Genomic DNA, 16,561 nt, shown 5'->3' with positions numbered 1-16,561 from the left:
TGATGGATGCAGGGAGGTTACGAGTCGCCCCAGCGGGGTGTCAAGAGTAGGATGCGCAGCCGTCTCACCAGTGTGGAGAGGGCGGAGAGGGCTTCGGTGGATTCCCGTCAGCACACCCCCAGCAGGTCCGCCCGGTGGCGCGGCATGGCCGAGCACATCGTGCGCCAGGGCTCGGCCTCGGTCGCCGAGCTCGCGGAGAGCTTCGGCGTGAGCGTGATGACGGTCCACCGCGACCTCGACGAGCTCGAACGCCAGGGCATGGTGCGCAAGGTCCGCGGTGGGGCGACGGCCCAGGCCAGCAACGTGTGGGAGAGCAACATCGCCTACCGGCTGCAGGCCCACACCGCCGAGAAGGACGCCATCGCGCGGGTCGTGGCGGCCCAGATCGAGCCGGGCAGCTCGATCATGCTCGACGATTCGACCACGGCCCTGGCCGTGGCCCGCCATCTGAGTGAGCTCGCGCCGCTCACGGTGGTGACGAACTTCCTGGAGGCGATCCGGCTGCTGGCCGGCATCCCCGACATCCGGCTCATCGCGCTGGGCGGCGAATATCACGCGAGCCATGATTCGTTTCTCGGGCTCGGCTGCGTGGACGCCGCCGAGGCCGTGAGCACCGACGTGGTCGTGGTGTCCACCTCGGCCGTCTCCGACCAGTACGCCTTCCACCAGGAGCAGGAGATCGTCCTGGTCAAGCGGGCGATGCTGCGTTCGGGCACCCGGCGCATCCTGGCCGTGGACGGCTCGAAGCTGGCCAGGGTGGCGCTGCACCGCGTGGCGCCGCTCGACGACTTCGACGTCATCGTGGTCGACTCCGGCGCCCCCGCCGACCTGCTGCAGCGCCTGCACGACCGGCACCGCAACGTCCAGGTCGCGCACCTGTGACCCTGCCGGTAGCTCTGCCGGCGCCCGGCGGGCGGCGAATGTAACGTCGCGGACGTTATTTGTAACTTCACTCTTGTTAAGTGCACAGCCTGCTTGCTACAAAGTGAGGGCTTTCGCCCCCCAGCGTAGGAAGCAGGAGCATGGATCATCCCTCCCGTAGATCCTTCCTCGGCCTCGGCGGCGCCGCCTTCGCCCTGGCCTTCACCTCCGACCTGGCCGACCCGTGGACCGCGCGGGCCGGCACGCGCGCCCTGGCCGGCGGCGACTACCCCTTCCGGCTCGGCGTCGCCTCCGGCGACCCGCTCCCCGACCGGGTCGTGCTCTGGACCCGGCTCGCGCCCGAGCCGCTGCAGCCGCTCGGCGGCCTGCCGTACGAGAAGATCAAGGTGGAGTGGGAGATCGCCGAGGACGAGGCGTTCACCCGGCGCGTGCGCCACGGCTCGGCCTGGGCCAGGCCCGAGTACGGCCACTCGGTGCACGTGGACGCCACCGGCCTGCGGCCCGGCCGCGACTACCACTACCGCTTCCGCGCCGGCGGCGAGCTCAGCCCCACCGGCCGCACCAGGACCGCCCCCGCCCGCGACGCCAGCCCCGAGGCGCTGCGCCTGGCCTTCGCCTCGTGCGCGTCCTGGCAGGACGGCTACTACAGCGCCTACCGCCACCTCGCCGACGAGCGCCCCGACGTGGTCTTCCACCTGGGCGACTACATCTACGAGTTCGGCATCGTGCCGACCGGCGGCAACCGCAACACGCCCGTCCCCGAGCAGTTCCGGGTGCAGTGCGACACCCTCGACCGCTACCGCGTCCAGTACGGCCTCTACAAGAGCGACCCCGACCTGCAGGCCGCCCACCACGCCGCGCCGTGGATCGTCACCTGGGACGACCACGAGGTGCTCGACAACTGGGCCGGCCGGTACGGCCCCGGCGGCGAGGTGAGCGAGCAGGACTACCTCGTCATCCGCGCCAACGCCTTCCGCGCCTTCTGGGAGAACATGCCGGTCCGCCTGCCCTCGGTCGAGGGCCCGGACGCGCGCATCTACCGGCGCTTCACCTTCGGCGACCTCGCCGAGTTCAACGTGCTCGACACCCGCCAGTACCGCGACGACCAGGTCTGCGGCGACGGCCAGCAGGTGGACTGCGCCGACCGGCTCGACCCGGCCCGCCAGATGATCGGCGCCGAGCAGGAGAAGTGGCTGCTGGACGGCCTCGGCGCCTCCCGCGCCCGGTGGAACGTGCTCGCCCAGCAGGTCGCCATGATGCAGCTCGACTTCGACGCGGGACCGGCGCAGAAGCTCAGCATGGACCTGTGGGACGGCTACAAGGCCGCCAAGGACCGCCTGCTGACCGGCCTGGTCGAGCGCCGGGTCAGCAACCCGGTCGTGCTGACCGGCGACATCCACTACAACCTCGCCGGCGACCTGCGGACGAACTTCGACGACCCCGCCTCGCCGGCCGTCGGCGTCGAGCTGGTCTGCACGTCCGTCAGCAGCGGCGGCAACGGCAACGCCAACACGGGCGTGCCGCCCGGCGGCAGCGACCCCGTCAACCCGCACCTGCGCTTCTCCAGCTACCAGCGCGGCTACGTCTCCTGCGAGGTCACGCGGAGCCAGTGGCGGGCCGACTTCCGGGTCGTCCCGTACGTGGACCGGCCCGGCGCGCCGGTCTCCACCCGGGCCAGCCTGGTCACCCTCGACGGCGCCCCCGGCCTGCACGCGCTCTAGGAGGAAGGTCCGAACATGCGTCACCTCACCGCCGCGCTCGCCGCCACCGCGGTCCTGGTCACGACCGCCGCCACGCCCGCGACGGCCGGGCAGGCCGCCGCCACGCCCGCGCCCCCGTCCCCTGCGTCCGTCCTCCCCTCCTCCGCCTCGGAGCCGCCGTCGTCGGTCTCGGTCAAGGTGCGGCCCGGCACGTCCAAGGGCACCGGCGCGCTGACCCCGATCGCCGGCGCCGACCGCCTGGTCGCCCCGCTCGGCGTGGACCCGGCCTGCCCCGCCAGGATCGACATCGGCCTGCGCAGCGACGCGAAGAAGGCCGGCTACGCCACCGCCGCCGTCGAGGTGGACCCGCCGCTGACCGCGTCGCGCGCGATGCTCACCAGCTACCTGCCGCCCGGCTACGAGCTGTCCGCCAAGCTGCTGGTGGCCGTGCCGCCCGGCACCGCCGAGGGCACCTACGGCCTGCGCCTGCGCACCTCCACCCGCAGCCTGGAGGTGCCGGTCGAGGTCATGCCCGTGGACCGGCTCGACAACGGCGGCAATGTCGCCCTGCGCCGCCCCGTCACCGCCTCCTCGCAGCACACCAACGCCAACTACCCGCCGTGCAGCGTCGCCGACGGCGACCGCTCCTCCAACGGCTGGGCCGGCGGCAACGGCTGGAACGACGCCACCGCGCGTTCCTTCCCCGACACTGTCGCCATCGCGCTCGGCGGCGCGCGCCAGATCTCCCGCGTGGACCTGTACACGCTCGACACCGAGCGTTACCCGGCCTACCGCTACGGCGTGCGCGACTGGGACGTCCAGGTCCAGGTGGGCGGCCAGTGGCAGACGGTCGCGCAGGTGCGCGGCAACACCGCGGGGAACGTGCGCTCGGACTTCGCGCCGGTCACCGCGGACGCGGTCCGCGTCGTGGTGCTCGCCTCGAACGGCGCCAACGACTACACCCGCATCATCGAGGTCGAAGTCCGCTGAGCGAAGGGAGAACACCGGTGAGCGGCACGTTCACTCGGATCACACCGCCCCCCGTCAAGGTGGGGCTGGTCGCCGGAGGACTGGGGGCGTACTGGCCGCAGTTCCCCGACCTGCTGCCGCAGTTGCGGCGCTCGTCGGCGCGGGTGGCCGAACGCATGAAGGCGCTGGACTGCGAGGTCGTGGACGTCGGCTTCATCTCCGACGCGCAGGAGGGCGCGGCGGCGGCCGAGAAGCTGCGCGCCGCCGGATGCGACCTGATCGTCGGGTTCCTGACGACGTACATGACGGCCACCATGCTCGTGCCGATCGCGCAGCGCAGCGGTGCGCCCGTGCTGCTCATCAACCTGCAGCCGACCGAGTCGATGGACCACGCGACCTTCGACACCGGCCAGTGGCTCGCCTACTGCGGCGCCTGCCCGCTGCCGGAGATGGCCAACGCCTTCACCCGCTGCGGCATCCCGTTCCGCTCGGTGTCGGGCTATCTGGAGGACGAGCGGGCGTGGGAGCGCATCGGCCGCTGGGTGAAGGCGGCCGGGGTGCGCGCCGCGCTGGGCCGCGGCCGGCACGGGCTGATGGGCCACCTCTACCCCGGCATGCTGGACGTGGCCACCGACCTCACCCTGGTCAGCGCCAACTTCGGCGGCCACGTGGAGGTGCTGGAGTTCGACGACCTGCGGGTACGGGTGGAGAAGGTCTCCGACGACGAGGCCGCCGACCGGGTCGCGCTGGCCCGCGAGGTCTTCGAGCTGGACGGCTCGGTCAACGAGGAGGACCTCCAGTGGGCCGCCCGCGTCTCGGTCGGCCTGGACCGGCTGGTCGAGGACTTCGCCCTGGACAGCCTCGCCTACTACCACCGCGGCCTGGACGGCGAGATCCACGAGCGGCTCGGCGCCGGCATGATCCTCGGCGCGTCCCTGCTCACGGCCCGCGGCGTCCCGGCGGCCGGCGAGTACGAGCTGCGCACCTCACTCGCCATGCTGATCATGGACCGGCTGGGCGGCGGCGGCTCCTTCACCGAGTTGCAGGCGCTCGACTTCGCCCGCGGCCACGTCGAGATGGGCCACGACGGCCCCGCCCACCTGGCGATCAGCTCCCGCCGCCCGCTGCTGCGCGGCCTCGGCGTCTACCACGGCAAGCGCGGCTGGGGCGTGTCGGTCGAGTTCGACGTGACGCGCGGCCCGGTCACCGCGTTCGGGTTGCGCCAGGACCGGGACGGCGGCTACGGCTTCGTGGTCTCGGAGGGCGAGGTCGTCGAGGGGCCGCTGCTGCAGATCGGCAACACGACCTCGCGGGTGGACTTCGGCTGCGACCCCGGCGAGTGGACCGACGCCTGGAGCGCCAGCGGCATCTCCCACCACTGGGCCCTCGGCACCGGCCACCGCCTGGCCGAGCTCCGCGCGCTCGCCGACCTGCTCGGCGCCGGGATCACCCACGTCCAGCCGGGGCGATGAACGGGGGTAAACCCGTACGATGAGGGCGTGCGCGGACTCATCCGCTCGTTAGGGCGCTCGGTGTGGAACGAGCCGCGGGCGCCCGGCGCGCCGCGGCGGGTCTGGCGGGACTGGGTGCTCGTCGCGGTGCTCGTGCCGGTCGCGGTCCTGGAGGGCGTACTGCGTCCGGACCTGCCGTCGCGGGTCCCGGCGGTGGTGCTCACCGTCGCGCTGGTGCCGTTGCTGCTGTGGCGGCGTCAGCGCCCGCTGCTCATGCTGGTGACCGCGTTCGTGGCCAGCGGGGCCGCGGCGCTGGCCGCGGGCGGGCAGGACGTCGAGACGCACACGATGGCGTTCGTGCTGATCCTCGTCTACGCGCTGTTCCGGTGGGGGTCGGGGCGGGAGGCGGTCGCCGGTCTCGGCGTCGCGCTGGTCGCGCTGGGCCTGTCGGCGGCGCAGGGCCGACTCGTGATGGGCGACCTGGTCGCGGGGCTGGCGGTGACGGCGGCGGCGCTCGGGCTGGGCGGCGCGCTGCGCTTCCGCGCGGGCGCGCGCTCGCGCGAGCTGGACCAGGTGAAGCTGCTGGAGCGCGAGCAACTGGCCCGCGAGCTGCACGACCTCGTGGCCCACCACGTCTCGGCGATGGCGATCAGGGCGCAGGCCGGGCTGGCCGCGGCGGCGGCCGAGCAGCCGGACGCCGCGGCCGACGCCCTCCGGGTGATCGAGGCCGAGGCGTCGCGCACGCTGGCCGAGATGCGCACCATGGTGCACGTGCTGCGCCGCAACGAGCCGGCCGAGCTGACGCCGGGCAAGCAGCTGGGCGACCTGACCGAGCTGGCCGGCCGGGCGCGGGTCGGGCCGGCCGTGGACGTACGGATCAGCGGCGACGTCGAGGGCGTCCCGCCGTCGGTGGGGGCGGCGATCTACCGCATCGCGCAGGAGTCGGTCACCAACGCCCGGCGGCACGCCCGGCACGCCACCCGCATCGAGGTGGACGTCGCGGCCGACGACGCGGCGGTGCGGCTGCGGGTGTCCGACGACGGCGACGGCGTCGTGGCCCGGCAGATCTCCTCGGCCGGGTACGGCCTGATCGGCATGATCGAACGCGCGGGCCTGCTGGGCGGCACCTGCGAGGCGGGCCCGAACCCGGGCCGCGGCTGGACGGTCACCGCGGTCCTGCCCAGAACGGGGACGGCGACGTGAGCGACCAGGACCAGAACCCCATCCGGGTGATCGTCGCCGACGACCAGGAGATCGCCAGGACCGGCCTGCGGATGATCCTCGACCTCCAGCCCGGCATCGAGGTGGTCGCCGAGGCCGGCGACGGGCGGCGCGCGGTCGAGCTGGCCAGGCGGCTGCGCCCGGACGTGTGCCTGTTCGACATCCGCATGCCCGCGCTGGACGGCATCGAGGCGACCCGCCTGCTGGCCGGCCCGGCCGTCGCCGACCCCATCGCGGTGGTCGTCATCACGACCTTCGACCTGGACGAGTACGTCTACGCCGCGCTGCGCGCCGGCGCCCGCGGCTTCCTGCTGAAGGACGCCGGGCCCGACCTGCTGGCGCAGGCGGTGCGGGCGGCGGCCGGCGGCGACGCGCTCATCGCCCCGAACGTCACCGCCCGGCTGCTCGGCGCGTTCGCCGGGTCGGCCCCGTCGGCGCCGCCCGCGCAGCCGGTCGAGCCGCTGACCGAGCGGGAGGAGGAGATCCTGGCGACGGTGGCGCGCGGCCGGACCAACAGCGAGATCGCCGCCGAGCTGCACATCTCGCTCAGCACGGTCAAGAGCCACGTCGCGAGCCTGATGACCAAGCTGGGCGTGCGCAACCGGGTCGAGATCGCGATGTGGGCCTACGAGACCGACCGGGTCAGGCGCTGACCCCGGTGGCCGTGCTGCGGCGGATCAGCCATTCGGCCACGGCCAGGTTGACCGCCCATCCGGCGCCGAGCAGCAGCGCCCGCGTCGTGCCCGTGGGGTCGCCGCCGGCGGCGCCCGTCCAGAGGCCCAGGATGAGCGCCTGGCTGCCCGCGCCGAGGCCCAGCGCGTAGGCGCGGATCATCCAGGCGCGGTGGCGGGCGTACCGGCGGCGCAGCACGGCGGCCAGGCCGAGGACGAGCGCGGCCGCCATGAGCGAGCCGAACCCGAGCCGGAAGGCGGCCAGCAGGTCGCCGCCGTCCTGACGCGGGTAGGAGAGCGTCATCCATATGCCGGACAGCGCCACGACCAGCCCGAGCGGCAGCAGGATCCGCCCCATCAGCCGGTGCCTGGCGGGCGGCCGGCGGCCCCCGAACTGGAAGGCCCCGAGCACGGTGTAGCCGGTCGCCGCGATGATGTGCGCCACGACGGGCACGGGCATGGCGGCGAAGCGGGCGCCGTCCGGCAGGACGTCCGGGCCGCCGGACAGGGCGGACAGCCGGAGCGCGCCGGCCACCAGGGGGACGGCGGAGAGCGCGATCAGCGCGACGGGCACGAGCCGCGACGCGCGCCGCCCGGCTGAGCCGGCGGGAACGGATGCCTGGGTCATGCCTCGATGGTGGCGGCCGGGACGGGGACGGCTCATCGGCGCTTCGGCCCTGATCCAGGCGTCCCAAAGGCCACTCGGAAGGTCGTACTTTCGGCGGTTACCCCGGGGTGGGGGCGCGCTCACACTGGCGTTCGTCAGTCCCCACCCACCAAGGAGCGCCCCGTGAAGGCCTTCGTTCTCGACTCCTACGGCTCCCCCGACGCCCTGAAGCTCACCGAGCTGCCCCGCCCCGTGCCCGGCCCCGGCGAGGTGCTGGTACGGGTGCGCGCCACGTCCGTCCAGCCCTTCGACTGGCACCTGATGCGCGGCGAGCCGCGCCTGGCCCGCCTCATGCCCGGCGGCCCCGGCCTGTTCCGGCCGAGCCTGCCGATCCTCGGCGCGGACGTCGCCGGCGTCGTCGAGGAGACCGGCCCCGGCGTGACCGAGGTCGCCCCCGGCGACGAGGTGTACGCCATGTCCGGCGGGGGCGGCTTCGGCGAGTACGCCGCCGTCAAGGTCGCCGACCTGGCGCCCAAGCCGAAGACGCTGTCGTTCGAGGAGGCCGCGGCGGTGCCGATGGCGGCGCAGACCGCCCTGCTGGCCCTGCGCGACGACGGCGGCCTGGAGGAAGGGCAGCGGGTCCTGGTCAACGGCGCCTCCGGCGGCGTGGGAACGTTCACGGTGCAGCTCGCGCGGGCGTTCGGCGGGAAGGTCACCGGCGTGTGCAGCCCGGCGAACCTCGACCTGGTGCGCTCGCTCGGCGCCGAGGAGGTGGTGGACTACACCAAGGAGGACGTCCTGGGCCTCGGCCGCCGCTTCGACCTGGTCGTCGACATCGCGGGCAGCCACCCCGGGCGGGCCTACCGGCGGCTGATCCGGCCGAAGGGGCGGCACGTGCAGGTGGGCGGGCGGGGCAGCCGGTGGCTGCAGCCGATGGGGCGGATGTTCGGGACGATGGCGTCCGCGCCGTTCCTGCCGCACCGGGTCGCCATCACCAACGGCCCGTGGACGGAGACCCGGCGCAACCTGATCACGCTGGGCGCGCTCATCGACGCGGACGAGGTGCGGCCGGTGATCGACCGGCGGTACACGTTCGAGGACGTCCCGGCGGCCGTCCGCTACCAGGAGGAGGGCCACGCGCGCGGCAAGGTCGTCGTCACTGTGACGGAGCCGTGACTCCTCCGGGCGCGTGCCCGCAGGTCAGCCCGCCCGGCCGGGGGCCGGGGCGGGGAAAGCGCTCATAATCCCGATTTTGTCGGGCATTCTAGGGAACCGCGCAGGACGCACGACAGTGATGGGAGTCCTTGATGCCGTTCCTGACCCAGCTCGCCGACGTCGCCCGCCGCACCGGCAGCCCGGTCACCGAGGTGGCCGGGTGGCGGACCCGGGGCCACGGGCCGCAGCCGGAGGTGCAGGGCGTCGTCTGCCACCACACGGCCGGCCCGGCCGGCGGCGGCGACTACCCGTCGCTGGCCGTGGTGCGCGACGGGCGGCCCGGCCTCGGCGGCCCGCTGTCGCACTTCGGGCTCGGCCGTTCCGGCCGCATCTACGTGATCGCCGCCGGGCGGTGCTGGCACAACGCCCCCTCGACCTCGCCCTGGCACGACAACTCCAGCTCGCTCGGCATCGAGGCCGAGAACAACGGGACCCAGCCCTGGCCGGCCGCGCAGCGGGAGTCCTACGTCCGGCTGTGCGCGGAGCTGTGCCGCGCGTTCAAGCTGCCGGCCTCGCGGGTCAAGGCGCACCGCGAGGTCAACACCGCCAAGCCCGACCCCCACTCCATCGACATGAACGACTTCCGGGCGTCGGTGGCCGCCATCATCAAGGCCGGCCCCGACGCCTTCTGGACGGAGGAACTCGTGAGGAACCTGCCGGTGATCAGGCTCGGCGACGACAACTACGACGTCAAGACCGTGCGCGGCTGCCTGTTCGCCCGCGGGCACGTGCCCCCGGCCGTGTACGCCGACCTCCCCGGCGGGTTGCGCGCCTGGCTGGAGTCCACGGTCGCCGACGACGGCCTCATGGCGCTGGTGAGCGCGTTCCAGCAGGCGCGGGGGCTCAGCGCGGACGGCGTCGTCGGCCCGGAGACCTGGCCGCCGCTGCTGCGGGTCTGACCCCCGGCCGCGACCCGGTCATGAGCAGGTGGTGCGGTTCGCCGGGACCGTGCCGTCCAGGAGGAAACGGTTCACGGTGTCGTCCACGCAGGCGCTGCCCGAGCCGTACGCGCCGTGGCCCTCGCCCCGGTGGATGAGCTCCACGCCGACGCCCAGCCGTTCGGCCATCGTGGCCGCGCCCTCGTACGGCGTCGCCGGGTCGCCGGTGGTGCCGACCACGAGGATGGGCGGCGCGCCGGTGGCGCGCACGTCGGTCGCGGGCGCCGCGCCGGCCACCGGCCAGCCCGTGCACTGCAGCAGCGACCAGGCCAGCAGCTCGCCGAAGACCGGCGAGGCGGCGCGGAACTCCGGCAGCCGGGAGCGGACGTGCGCGGCGGTGTAGCGGTCGCTGGAGTCGGCGCAGTTGACGGCGGCGTTGGCGGACTGCAGGGTCGTGTAGCGGCCGTCGTCGCCACGGCCGTGGAGGGCGTCGGCGAAGTACATCAGCAGGTCACCCTTGCCGTCCTCGATCGCCGAGCGCAGCGCGAGCCGCAGGTACGGCCACAACTCGCGAGAGTAGAGCGCGGCGGCGATGCCGTACAGGGCCTGGGTCTGGGTGAGCGGGCGCCCGCCGGTGGTGGGCAGCGGGCGGGTGTCGAGGCGGGCGAGCAGCCTCGCGACCCGCCGCTCGCCCCGCCGGTTGTCCTGCTCTCCGCCCTTCCGCCTGGCGGTTCGCCCGTCGGGGACCGGGCAGTCGCGCCGCCCGGCGCAGTCGCGCAGGAAGTTGCCCAGTGCCCGCTGGAACCCCTTCGCCTGGTGCAGGGCGATCTGCTCGGCGTTCTCGGTGGGGTTCACGGCGCCGTCCAGCACCATCCGGCCCACCCGGCGCGGGAACAGGTGGGCGTAGACGCCGCCGAGCTTGGTGCCGTACGAGATGCCGAAGTAGTGCAGCCGCTCCTCGCCGAGCGCCTGCCGCAGGAGGTCGAGGTCGCGGGCGGCGTTCTCGGTGCCGACGTACGGCAGCACGGCGCGGGCGCGGCGGGCGCAGGCGGCGGTGAACGCGCGGAAGCCGCCGGTCAGGGCGCGCTCCTCGGCCGGGACGTCGGGGGTGCCGTCCAGGTCGCGCCAGGCGTCGAACGCCCGCCTGTCCAGACAGCGCACCCCGTCGCTGCGGCCCACGCCGCGCGGGTCGAAGCTCACCAGGTCGTAACGCCGGTGCAGCTTCAGGTAGTCGTCCTTGGCCTTCTGCGGCAGCGTGGCCACGCCGGACTCGCCGGGGCCGCCGAAGTTGAAGACGAGCGAGCCGAGCCGCCGCTCGCCCGCGCCCGGCCCGGCCTTGGCGCGGACGAGCGCCAGCGGTAGCCGGGGACCGCCCGGACGGGCGTGGTCCAGCGGCACCTTCAGCGTCGCGCACTCCCAGGCGGTGCCGTCGGGCAGCGGCTCGGGCCGGTCGCCGTTCCCCTGGGCCGGGCACCGCTTCCACGTGAGCTCCTGCCCGGCCGGGACGGCGGGCGGGACGGCCACGGTGGGGGCCACGGTGGTGGTCACCAGGGGCAGCAGGGCGGCCATGACCGCGAATCTCCTCATGCACGCTCCTCGGGCAGGCGGCCGGTCGCCGCGCGACGACATCCTGGCTGCCCGCCCGCCCCGGCGTACGGTGGTTTCCCGCGCCTTGGCGCGGCCACGACCACGTCATCGACGTCCTGCCCCGGGCCGGATGAAACTTTCATCGGCCCCTGCCGGACCTGCTCCGGTCGCCGGGCTGGTGGGCGGCGTGACCCGCGAAAAGGGGTGTGCCGGCGGCGTGGTTCGCGCCCGGCCGGATGACGGAGGCACCGGACCCCTTGCACGTCCGACAATAATCTCGCCGCGAGTGGACCCGCCCTACTCCCCCATCAGGAGGACGTGCATGCGAAGCCGCATCGCGCTGTTGCTCGCCGCCATCGCCGTCGCACTGCTGCCGCTCAGCCCGGCACAGGCCGCGTACGGACCCCCGAGCCCGATCATCCTGCAGGTGAACGCGAGCGACGGCACCCAGCTCGCCCGCGTCGAGGGCACGGTCGCCTTCGACGACGGGAACACGCGGTTCACCTACTCGCTGGTGCTGTGCCGCCGTTCGAGCTTCCAGGCGCCGTACGTCAGGATCTACGTCAACGGCGTCGTCTACAACACCCTCTTCTGGAACCCCTCCACGACCGTCCCCTGGTGCTTCTACTCCGGCTTCGCCTCCCCGCACTCGGGCGAGGTCGACTACGGGGCCGTCGTCCAGAACGTGCGCTTCGAGCTGATCGGGTCCAGCTTCCCGAACAACGTCTACAAGGAACACCGCAGCGGCTTCACCTACGACAACCCCTACAACTGACGCTCCCGCACAACGGCAGAAGGCCACGCCGATTCGGCCTTCTGCCGTTGCGGTCTTGCCATGATCGTCGCCGCCGTGATCCTGCAATCGAGCTGTGCCTTCCCGTACGAGGGTGGCAACATCACGGAATGCGCGGGTGGGCTCTCCGAGGAGGAGATGTCGGCCGTGGCGGGGCTCGTGGCGTTGGCGCTGTTCGCGCTCCAGTCTTGGTTGATCGCCCTACGGTACGGCAGGAAGAAGGCCGGGCTGTCGGCTGAAGGGTGACCGGCGGGCCGTCAGAGCTCCACGCCCTCGCGGAGCAGGGACCAGGCGCGGCGGACGGTGGCGCGGCGCTCGCGGGCGGGGATGTGGGCGAGGGCGCCGGCGATCATGCCGAAGATCAGCACGAGGTCGTCGGCCGAGACGCCGGGGCGGATGCGCGGGGCCCTCCGTGGGTCGTCGAGGACGCCCTGGAGCAGGCCGACCACGCGCTCGCGCAGGCCGAGGATGCGCGGGTCGGGCTCGGTGGAGGCCCGTGAGACGAGCTCGATGAACGCGGTCGAGGCGACGGCGTTCTCGGTCATCACCGCGAGCAGGTCGTCGATGGTGCGGCCCGGCTCGGCGGCGAGCGCCTCCAGGGCGGCGACCTGCTCCTCGAACACGGCCATGGCCAGCGCGACGCGGTCGGGGAAGTGCCGGTAGAGGCTGCCCTGGCCGACGCCGGCGGCGCGGGCGACGGAGCTGAGCGGCGCTCCGTAGCCCTCGGTGGCGAAGACCTGGCGCGCGGCGGTGATCAGCGCGGCGCGGTTCTCGGCGGCGGCGCTGGGTCCTCTGTTCGGTCGACGCGGCCCCGGCATGAAGGCTATCGTAACAACCGGACAGAGATGTCCGGTTGGCGAGCACCCCCAGGAAGGCCCGCCGCCCGAGCGGAAGGACTTGCTCATGAACGCATTCGACGACCGTGTCGCCCTCGTCACGGGAGCGGGCTCGGGGATCGGCCGGGCCATGGCGGTGGCCTTCGCCAAGGCCGGCGCCCGGGTGGTGGCCGCCGACGTGGACCGGGCGCGGGCCGAGGAGACGGCCGCCATCGTCGGCGAGGCCGCGCTCGCCGTCACCGCCGACGTCGGCGACCAGGCGTCGGTCGCGGCGCTGACGGAGGCGGCGATCAGCGCGTACGGGCGGATCGACGTGCTCTGCAACAACGCCGGCATCCTGGACACCATGGCGCTGCCCGCCGAGATCGCCCCCGAGGTGTGGGACCGGGTGATCCGCGTCAACCTGACCGGCGCGTTCCTGGTCACCCACGCGGTGCTGCCGCACCTGCTGCGCCAGGGCCGGGGCGCGATCGTCAACACCGCCTCCGAGGCGGGCATCCGCGGCGGCGCGGCCGGAGCCGCCTACACCGCCTCCAAGCACGGGGTCATCGGCCTGACCAGGAGCGTCGCCTGGGCGTACGCCAAGGACGGCATCCGCTGCAACGCCATCCTGCCCGGCCCCACCGCGACCAACATCGCCGACGGCGCCACCTTCGACCCGGCCGGCGCCGCCCGCCTGTCGCCGGTGCTGGCCCTGGGCGAGCTCATGGCGCAGCCGGAGCAGATGGCCGACGCGGCGCTCTACCTGGCCTCGGACGCCGCCTCGTTCGTCAACGGCGCGATCGTCCCCGTGGACGGCGGCTGGTCCGCCGGATAGGAGGGGCGCTCAGCGGGCGGGCAGCTCCTCGTCCAGCCCGGCCGGGGCGCCGGCGAGGTGGCGGGCGGCGGCGCGGCGGCCGGGGATGGCGGTGACGATGAGCGCCGCCAGCACCGCCACGCCCGCCCCGATGACGAACCCGGTACGGAAGCCCGCCTCGGACGGCAGCGTCGCAGGACCGAGCTGGATCGTCATGTTGGCCAGCACCGCGCCGAGCACGGCGCTGGCCGACGAGGTGCCGATCGAGCGCATGAGGCTGTTGAGGCCGTTGGCGGCGGCCGTCTCGGTACGCGGGACCGCCGCCATGATGATCGACGGCATGGCCGCGTACGCGAAGCCGATCCCGGCGGCCACCACGGCCGAGAAGATCAGGATGCCCCAGGCGTGCCTCATGAGGACGAGGGCCAGCAGGTAGCCGGCGGCGATGACGAGCGCGCCGAGCAGCAGGGACGTCTTCGGCCCGCGCGCCGCCGACAGGCGGGCCGCCACGGGCGAGATCGCCATCATGACCAGCCCGCCGGGCGCCATCCACAGACCGGCCTCGACCATCGAGCGGCCCAGGCCGTAGCCGGTGGCGGCGGGGAGCTGGAGGAGCTGCGGGGTGATGAGCGACATCGCGTACATCGCGAAGCCGATCACGATGGAGGCCAGGTTCGTCATCAGCACCTGGCGGCGGGCGGAGGTGCGCAGGTCGATCAGCGGCGCGGGCACGCGCAGCTCCCACCAGCCCCACAGCAGCAGGACGAGCGCCGAGGCCCCGAACATGCCGAGCGTGATCCCGCTGGTCCAGCCCCACTCGCTGCCCTTGGAGACGGGCAGCAGGAACAGCACCAGGCCGGCCGACAGGCCGATCGCGCCGACCACGTCCAGGCGGCCGGGCGACCTGACCGGCGACTCGGGGACGATCACCAGGATCAGCACGCTCATCAGCAGCCCGAGCCCGGCCGCCGCCCAGAACAGCGCGTGCCAGCTCACGTACTGGGCGACGAGCGCGGCGGCGGGCAGGCCGAGCGCGCCGCCGACGCCGAGCGAGGAGCTCATGAGCCCGATGGCCGAGCCGAGCCGCTGCGGCGGGAGCACGTCGCGCATGATGGCGATGCCGAGCGGGATCACGCCCATGCCGAGGCCCTGGAGGGCGCGGCCGGCGACCATGGGGACCAGCGTCTCGGCGGGCGCGCACACGAACGAGCCGGCGGACAGCAGGAGGGCGCTGGCGACCATGACGCGGCGTTTGCCGTAGAGGTCGCCGAGGCGGCCGGAGACGGGCATGGCGACCGCGCCGGCGAGCAGCGTGGCGGTGATGGCCCAGAAGGCGTTCGCGGTGGTGGTGTGCAGGAGGGCCGGGAGGGTGGCGATGAGGGGGACGATGAGGGTCTGCATCAGCGAGACCGTGATGCCCGCCGCCGCCAGCACTCCGACGATCAGCCCGCTGCGCGGCACTGTGCCCGGTTCGTCCATGCGTCGCTCCCCCGATGTCGGCCTGCCGCCAGGCGCAAATGGTGTGCATCATACATATGCCCACTCAGCGGATATTCTTGACTCCTGCGACGGGAGGCAAGGTGCGCAGGGAGATCGCCGACATCGAGCGGGAGCTCATGCTGATCGGCCGTTACAAGGAGCTGGTGGCGGCCGGCCGGCCCGACGAGCGGCCGCTGGAACGCAGCAGCTACATCCTGCTGAGCCGGTTGGAGGCCGAGGGGCCGCTGTCGATCGGGCAGCTCGCGCGGGCGTTCGGGCTCGACACCTCCACCGTGAACCGGCAGACCGCCGTGCTGCTCCGGGCCGGGCTGGCCGAGCGCATCCCCGACCCGGAGGGCGGCATGGCGCGCAAGCTCCGCGTCACCGAGGAGGGGCTGCGGCGGGCGCGGGCCGAGCGGGAGGGCCGGCTGCGCGGGCTGGCCAAGGTGCTGGAGAACTGGACGGCGGAGGAGCTGGAGTCCTTCGCCGGCGGGCTCGCGCACTTCAACGCCAGCATGGAGCGCTGAGAACGTCCGCTCGATGACGCCGGGAGGTCATTCGCCGGCGAAGACCCGCAGGTGCAGGGCGAGCGTGCCGTAGTAGCCGACCAGCGTGATCAGCTCGAACAGGCCGCGCTCCCCCAGCGCCGCCACCGCCCCCGCGTACTCCTCGTCGTCCAGCCGGCCACGCGCCGTGAGCGCCGCGACGGCCCGCAGCGCGGCGCGCTCGGCGGGGTCGTCCGGCTCGGGCAGGCCGCCCTCGCGCAGCGTCGCCAGCTCGTCCTCGGTGAGGCCGCACGCGCGGCCGACCGCCTCGTGCGCCTCGCGCTCGAACGCGCTGTCCCAGGACGCCGCCACGGCCAGGATCGCCAGCTCCCGTGCGCGGGCGGGCAGCACCGAGCCGTAGCGCACCGCGGCCCCCACCGCCTGCAGCGCGCCGCCGACCGGCGGACTGAGCAGCATCGCGTTGAACGGGCCGCGCAGCCGTCCCTCCTCGTCGGCCAGCGCGAACAGCTGCGGGCCCCGCGACCGGGGGCCGCCGGCGATGGCCTGGTAGACCTGCCGCTGCTCCTCGTCCAGCTCGTCCGGGCGCAGTCCGGCCAGGCGTCGCCCGGGGTCGCTCCGCTCCACTTACGGCCTCCGTCCGTCCGTTTAGGTGCGCATTACAGCGTGCCTCCTATCGTGACGCCCGAGGAACTCTCGGGAGCGTTCATGTCACAGAGAAAGGTCAAGCGCAGGCGTGCCGAGCTGCGGCGCGAGGAGGCTGCGCGGCAGGTCAGGCACAAGCGGGCGAGGCGCAGGTTCGTGCTGGTCGCCGTCACGCTGGTGGCGGTGGTGGCGGTCGCCACGGGGGTGCTGGTGGTCACCTCGCTCGGCAAGCCGCCGGAGACGGCCGCCCCGGCCGTGTCCGTCTCGCCGACGGCTTCCACGTCCCCCACGGCGACCGCCTCGCCCTCGCCCTCGCCCTCGCGGTAGG

The 16,561-nt window shown here is 73.8% G+C and carries 18 protein-coding genes; 13 read left to right on the top strand and 5 right to left on the bottom strand.

Translation table 11 applies throughout. From position 1 onward, the window contains the following. The first annotated feature begins 96 nt into the window (after positions 1-96). From SMD20_RS06800 to SMD20_RS06775, 6 genes are all read left to right on the top strand, one after another. Entirely contained in the window at positions 97-882 is a 786-nt protein-coding gene (locus SMD20_RS06800; protein WP_329576384.1) for a DeoR/GlpR family DNA-binding transcription regulator, read from the top strand. Between the two features lie 140 nt (positions 883-1,022). Beyond that, positions 1,023-2,603, top strand: a complete 1,581-nt coding sequence (locus SMD20_RS06795) for an alkaline phosphatase D family protein (RefSeq protein ID WP_329576381.1) — start codon at positions 1,023-1,025, stop codon at positions 2,601-2,603. 15 nt (positions 2,604-2,618) lie between these two features. Next, on the top strand, positions 2,619-3,572 hold the full coding sequence (locus SMD20_RS06790; protein ID WP_329576378.1) for a discoidin domain-containing protein: 954 nt from the start codon (positions 2,619-2,621) through the stop codon (positions 3,570-3,572). Between the two features lie 17 nt (positions 3,573-3,589). Further along, positions 3,590-5,023, top strand: coding sequence for an L-fucose/L-arabinose isomerase family protein (locus SMD20_RS06785; RefSeq protein WP_329576376.1), 1,434 nt, complete (start codon positions 3,590-3,592; stop codon positions 5,021-5,023). Positions 5,024-5,050: 27 nt separating this feature from the next. Next, positions 5,051-6,205 carry a sensor histidine kinase gene (locus SMD20_RS06780; protein ID WP_329576373.1) on the top strand — a complete coding sequence of 385 codons (1,155 nt, stop codon included), beginning with the start codon at positions 5,051-5,053 and terminating at the stop codon, positions 6,203-6,205. Further along, positions 6,202-6,876, top strand: coding sequence for a response regulator transcription factor (locus SMD20_RS06775; RefSeq protein WP_329576370.1), 675 nt, complete (start codon positions 6,202-6,204; stop codon positions 6,874-6,876). Before SMD20_RS06780 ends, SMD20_RS06775 begins: the two co-directional genes overlap by 4 nt. Here SMD20_RS06775 and SMD20_RS06770 read toward each other — a convergent pair. After that, a complete protein-coding gene (locus SMD20_RS06770) occupies positions 6,866-7,522 on the bottom strand; it encodes a DUF2306 domain-containing protein (protein WP_329576367.1) in 657 nt (218 codons plus the stop codon). The genes SMD20_RS06775 and SMD20_RS06770 overlap by 11 nt on opposite strands. Positions 7,523-7,684: 162 nt before the next feature. On the opposite strand from SMD20_RS06770, the gene SMD20_RS06765 reads away from it, so the two are divergent. Further along, entirely contained in the window at positions 7,685-8,677 is a 993-nt protein-coding gene (locus SMD20_RS06765; RefSeq protein ID WP_329576364.1) for an NAD(P)-dependent alcohol dehydrogenase, read from the top strand. Between the two features lie 131 nt (positions 8,678-8,808). Then, complete coding sequence (locus SMD20_RS06760; RefSeq protein ID WP_329576361.1) at positions 8,809-9,615, top strand: peptidoglycan recognition protein family protein; 807 nt, start codon at positions 8,809-8,811, stop codon at positions 9,613-9,615. A gap of 18 nt (positions 9,616-9,633) precedes the next feature. Here SMD20_RS06760 and SMD20_RS06755 read toward each other — a convergent pair whose 3' ends face one another. Beyond that, a complete protein-coding gene (locus SMD20_RS06755) occupies positions 9,634-11,181 on the bottom strand; it encodes an alpha/beta hydrolase (protein WP_329576359.1) in 1,548 nt (515 codons plus the stop codon). A 322-nt stretch (positions 11,182-11,503) separates the two neighbouring features. On the opposite strand from SMD20_RS06755, the gene SMD20_RS06750 reads away from it, so the two are divergent. Together SMD20_RS06750 and SMD20_RS06745 are read left to right on the top strand one after the other, a co-directional pair. Continuing rightward, positions 11,504-11,956 (top strand): hypothetical protein, encoded by a 453-nt coding sequence (locus tag SMD20_RS06750; RefSeq protein WP_329576356.1) that lies wholly within the window; start codon positions 11,504-11,506, stop codon positions 11,954-11,956. 60 nt (positions 11,957-12,016) lie between these two features. After that, the gene (locus tag SMD20_RS06745) at positions 12,017-12,220 is read left to right on the top strand and encodes a hypothetical protein (protein ID WP_329576353.1); all 204 of its coding nucleotides are present in this window, start codon (positions 12,017-12,019) and stop codon (positions 12,218-12,220) included. An 11-nt stretch (positions 12,221-12,231) separates the two neighbouring features. Here the strand turns inward: SMD20_RS06745 and SMD20_RS06740 are convergent, their stop codons facing one another. Further along, on the bottom strand, positions 12,232-12,792 hold the full coding sequence (locus tag SMD20_RS06740; RefSeq protein ID WP_329576350.1) for a helix-turn-helix domain-containing protein: 561 nt from the start codon (positions 12,790-12,792) through the stop codon (positions 12,232-12,234). 85 nt (positions 12,793-12,877) lie between these two features. On the opposite strand from SMD20_RS06740, the gene SMD20_RS06735 reads away from it, so the two are divergent. After that, a complete protein-coding gene (locus SMD20_RS06735; protein ID WP_329576344.1) occupies positions 12,878-13,627 on the top strand; it encodes an SDR family NAD(P)-dependent oxidoreductase in 750 nt (249 codons plus the stop codon). A gap of 9 nt (positions 13,628-13,636) precedes the next feature. On the opposite strand, the gene SMD20_RS06730 is transcribed toward SMD20_RS06735, so the two are convergent. Continuing rightward, positions 13,637-15,085, bottom strand: coding sequence for an MFS transporter (locus SMD20_RS06730; protein WP_329576341.1), 1,449 nt, complete (start codon positions 15,083-15,085; stop codon positions 13,637-13,639). Between the two features lie 101 nt (positions 15,086-15,186). On the opposite strand from SMD20_RS06730, the gene SMD20_RS06725 reads away from it, so the two are divergent. Beyond that, positions 15,187-15,612, top strand: coding sequence for a MarR family winged helix-turn-helix transcriptional regulator (locus SMD20_RS06725; RefSeq protein WP_329576338.1), 426 nt, complete (start codon positions 15,187-15,189; stop codon positions 15,610-15,612). Between the two features lie 27 nt (positions 15,613-15,639). Here the strand turns inward: SMD20_RS06725 and SMD20_RS06720 are convergent, their stop codons facing one another. Beyond that, the gene (locus SMD20_RS06720; protein WP_329576335.1) at positions 15,640-16,215 is read right to left on the bottom strand and encodes a carboxymuconolactone decarboxylase family protein; all 576 of its coding nucleotides are present in this window, start codon (positions 16,213-16,215) and stop codon (positions 15,640-15,642) included. Between the two features lie 81 nt (positions 16,216-16,296). Between SMD20_RS06720 and SMD20_RS06715 the strand changes: the two genes are divergently transcribed. After that, on the top strand, positions 16,297-16,560 hold the full coding sequence (locus SMD20_RS06715; RefSeq protein WP_329576332.1) for a hypothetical protein: 264 nt from the start codon (positions 16,297-16,299) through the stop codon (positions 16,558-16,560). Position 16,561: the final 1 nt, after the last annotated feature.

The organism is Nonomuraea sp. LP-02 (assembly GCF_036289125.1).
GTDB classification, from domain to species: Bacteria; Actinomycetota; Actinomycetes; order Streptosporangiales; family Streptosporangiaceae; genus Nonomuraea; species Nonomuraea bangladeshensis.
This window is presented reverse-complemented; position numbering and strand designations above follow the sequence as displayed.

What these genes read in the sequence shown, in the direction of transcription:
- SMD20_RS06795 (WP_329576381.1), top strand. Translation starts at nt 1,023, where the DNA reads ATGGATCATCCCTCCCGTAGATCCTTCCTCGGCCTCGGCGGCGCCGCC.
- SMD20_RS06790 (WP_329576378.1), top strand. Translation starts at nt 2,619, where the DNA reads ATGCGTCACCTCACCGCCGCGCTCGCCGCCACCGCGGTCCTGGTCACG.
- SMD20_RS06770 (WP_329576367.1), bottom strand. Translation starts at nt 7,522, where the DNA reads ATGACCCAGGCATCCGTTCCCGCCGGCTCAGCCGGGCGGCGCGCGTCG.
- SMD20_RS06760 (WP_329576361.1), top strand. Translation starts at nt 8,809, where the DNA reads ATGCCGTTCCTGACCCAGCTCGCCGACGTCGCCCGCCGCACCGGCAGC.
- SMD20_RS06755 (WP_329576359.1), bottom strand. Translation starts at nt 11,181, where the DNA reads ATGAGGAGATTCGCGGTCATGGCCGCCCTGCTGCCCCTGGTGACCACC.
- SMD20_RS06750 (WP_329576356.1), top strand. Translation starts at nt 11,504, where the DNA reads ATGCGAAGCCGCATCGCGCTGTTGCTCGCCGCCATCGCCGTCGCACTG.
- SMD20_RS06745 (WP_329576353.1), top strand. Translation starts at nt 12,017, where the DNA reads ATGATCGTCGCCGCCGTGATCCTGCAATCGAGCTGTGCCTTCCCGTAC.
- SMD20_RS06740 (WP_329576350.1), bottom strand. Translation starts at nt 12,792, where the DNA reads ATGCCGGGGCCGCGTCGACCGAACAGAGGACCCAGCGCCGCCGCCGAG.
- SMD20_RS06735 (WP_329576344.1), top strand. Translation starts at nt 12,878, where the DNA reads ATGAACGCATTCGACGACCGTGTCGCCCTCGTCACGGGAGCGGGCTCG.
- SMD20_RS06730 (WP_329576341.1), bottom strand. Translation starts at nt 15,085, where the DNA reads ATGGACGAACCGGGCACAGTGCCGCGCAGCGGGCTGATCGTCGGAGTG.
- SMD20_RS06715 (WP_329576332.1), top strand. Translation starts at nt 16,297, where the DNA reads ATGTCACAGAGAAAGGTCAAGCGCAGGCGTGCCGAGCTGCGGCGCGAG.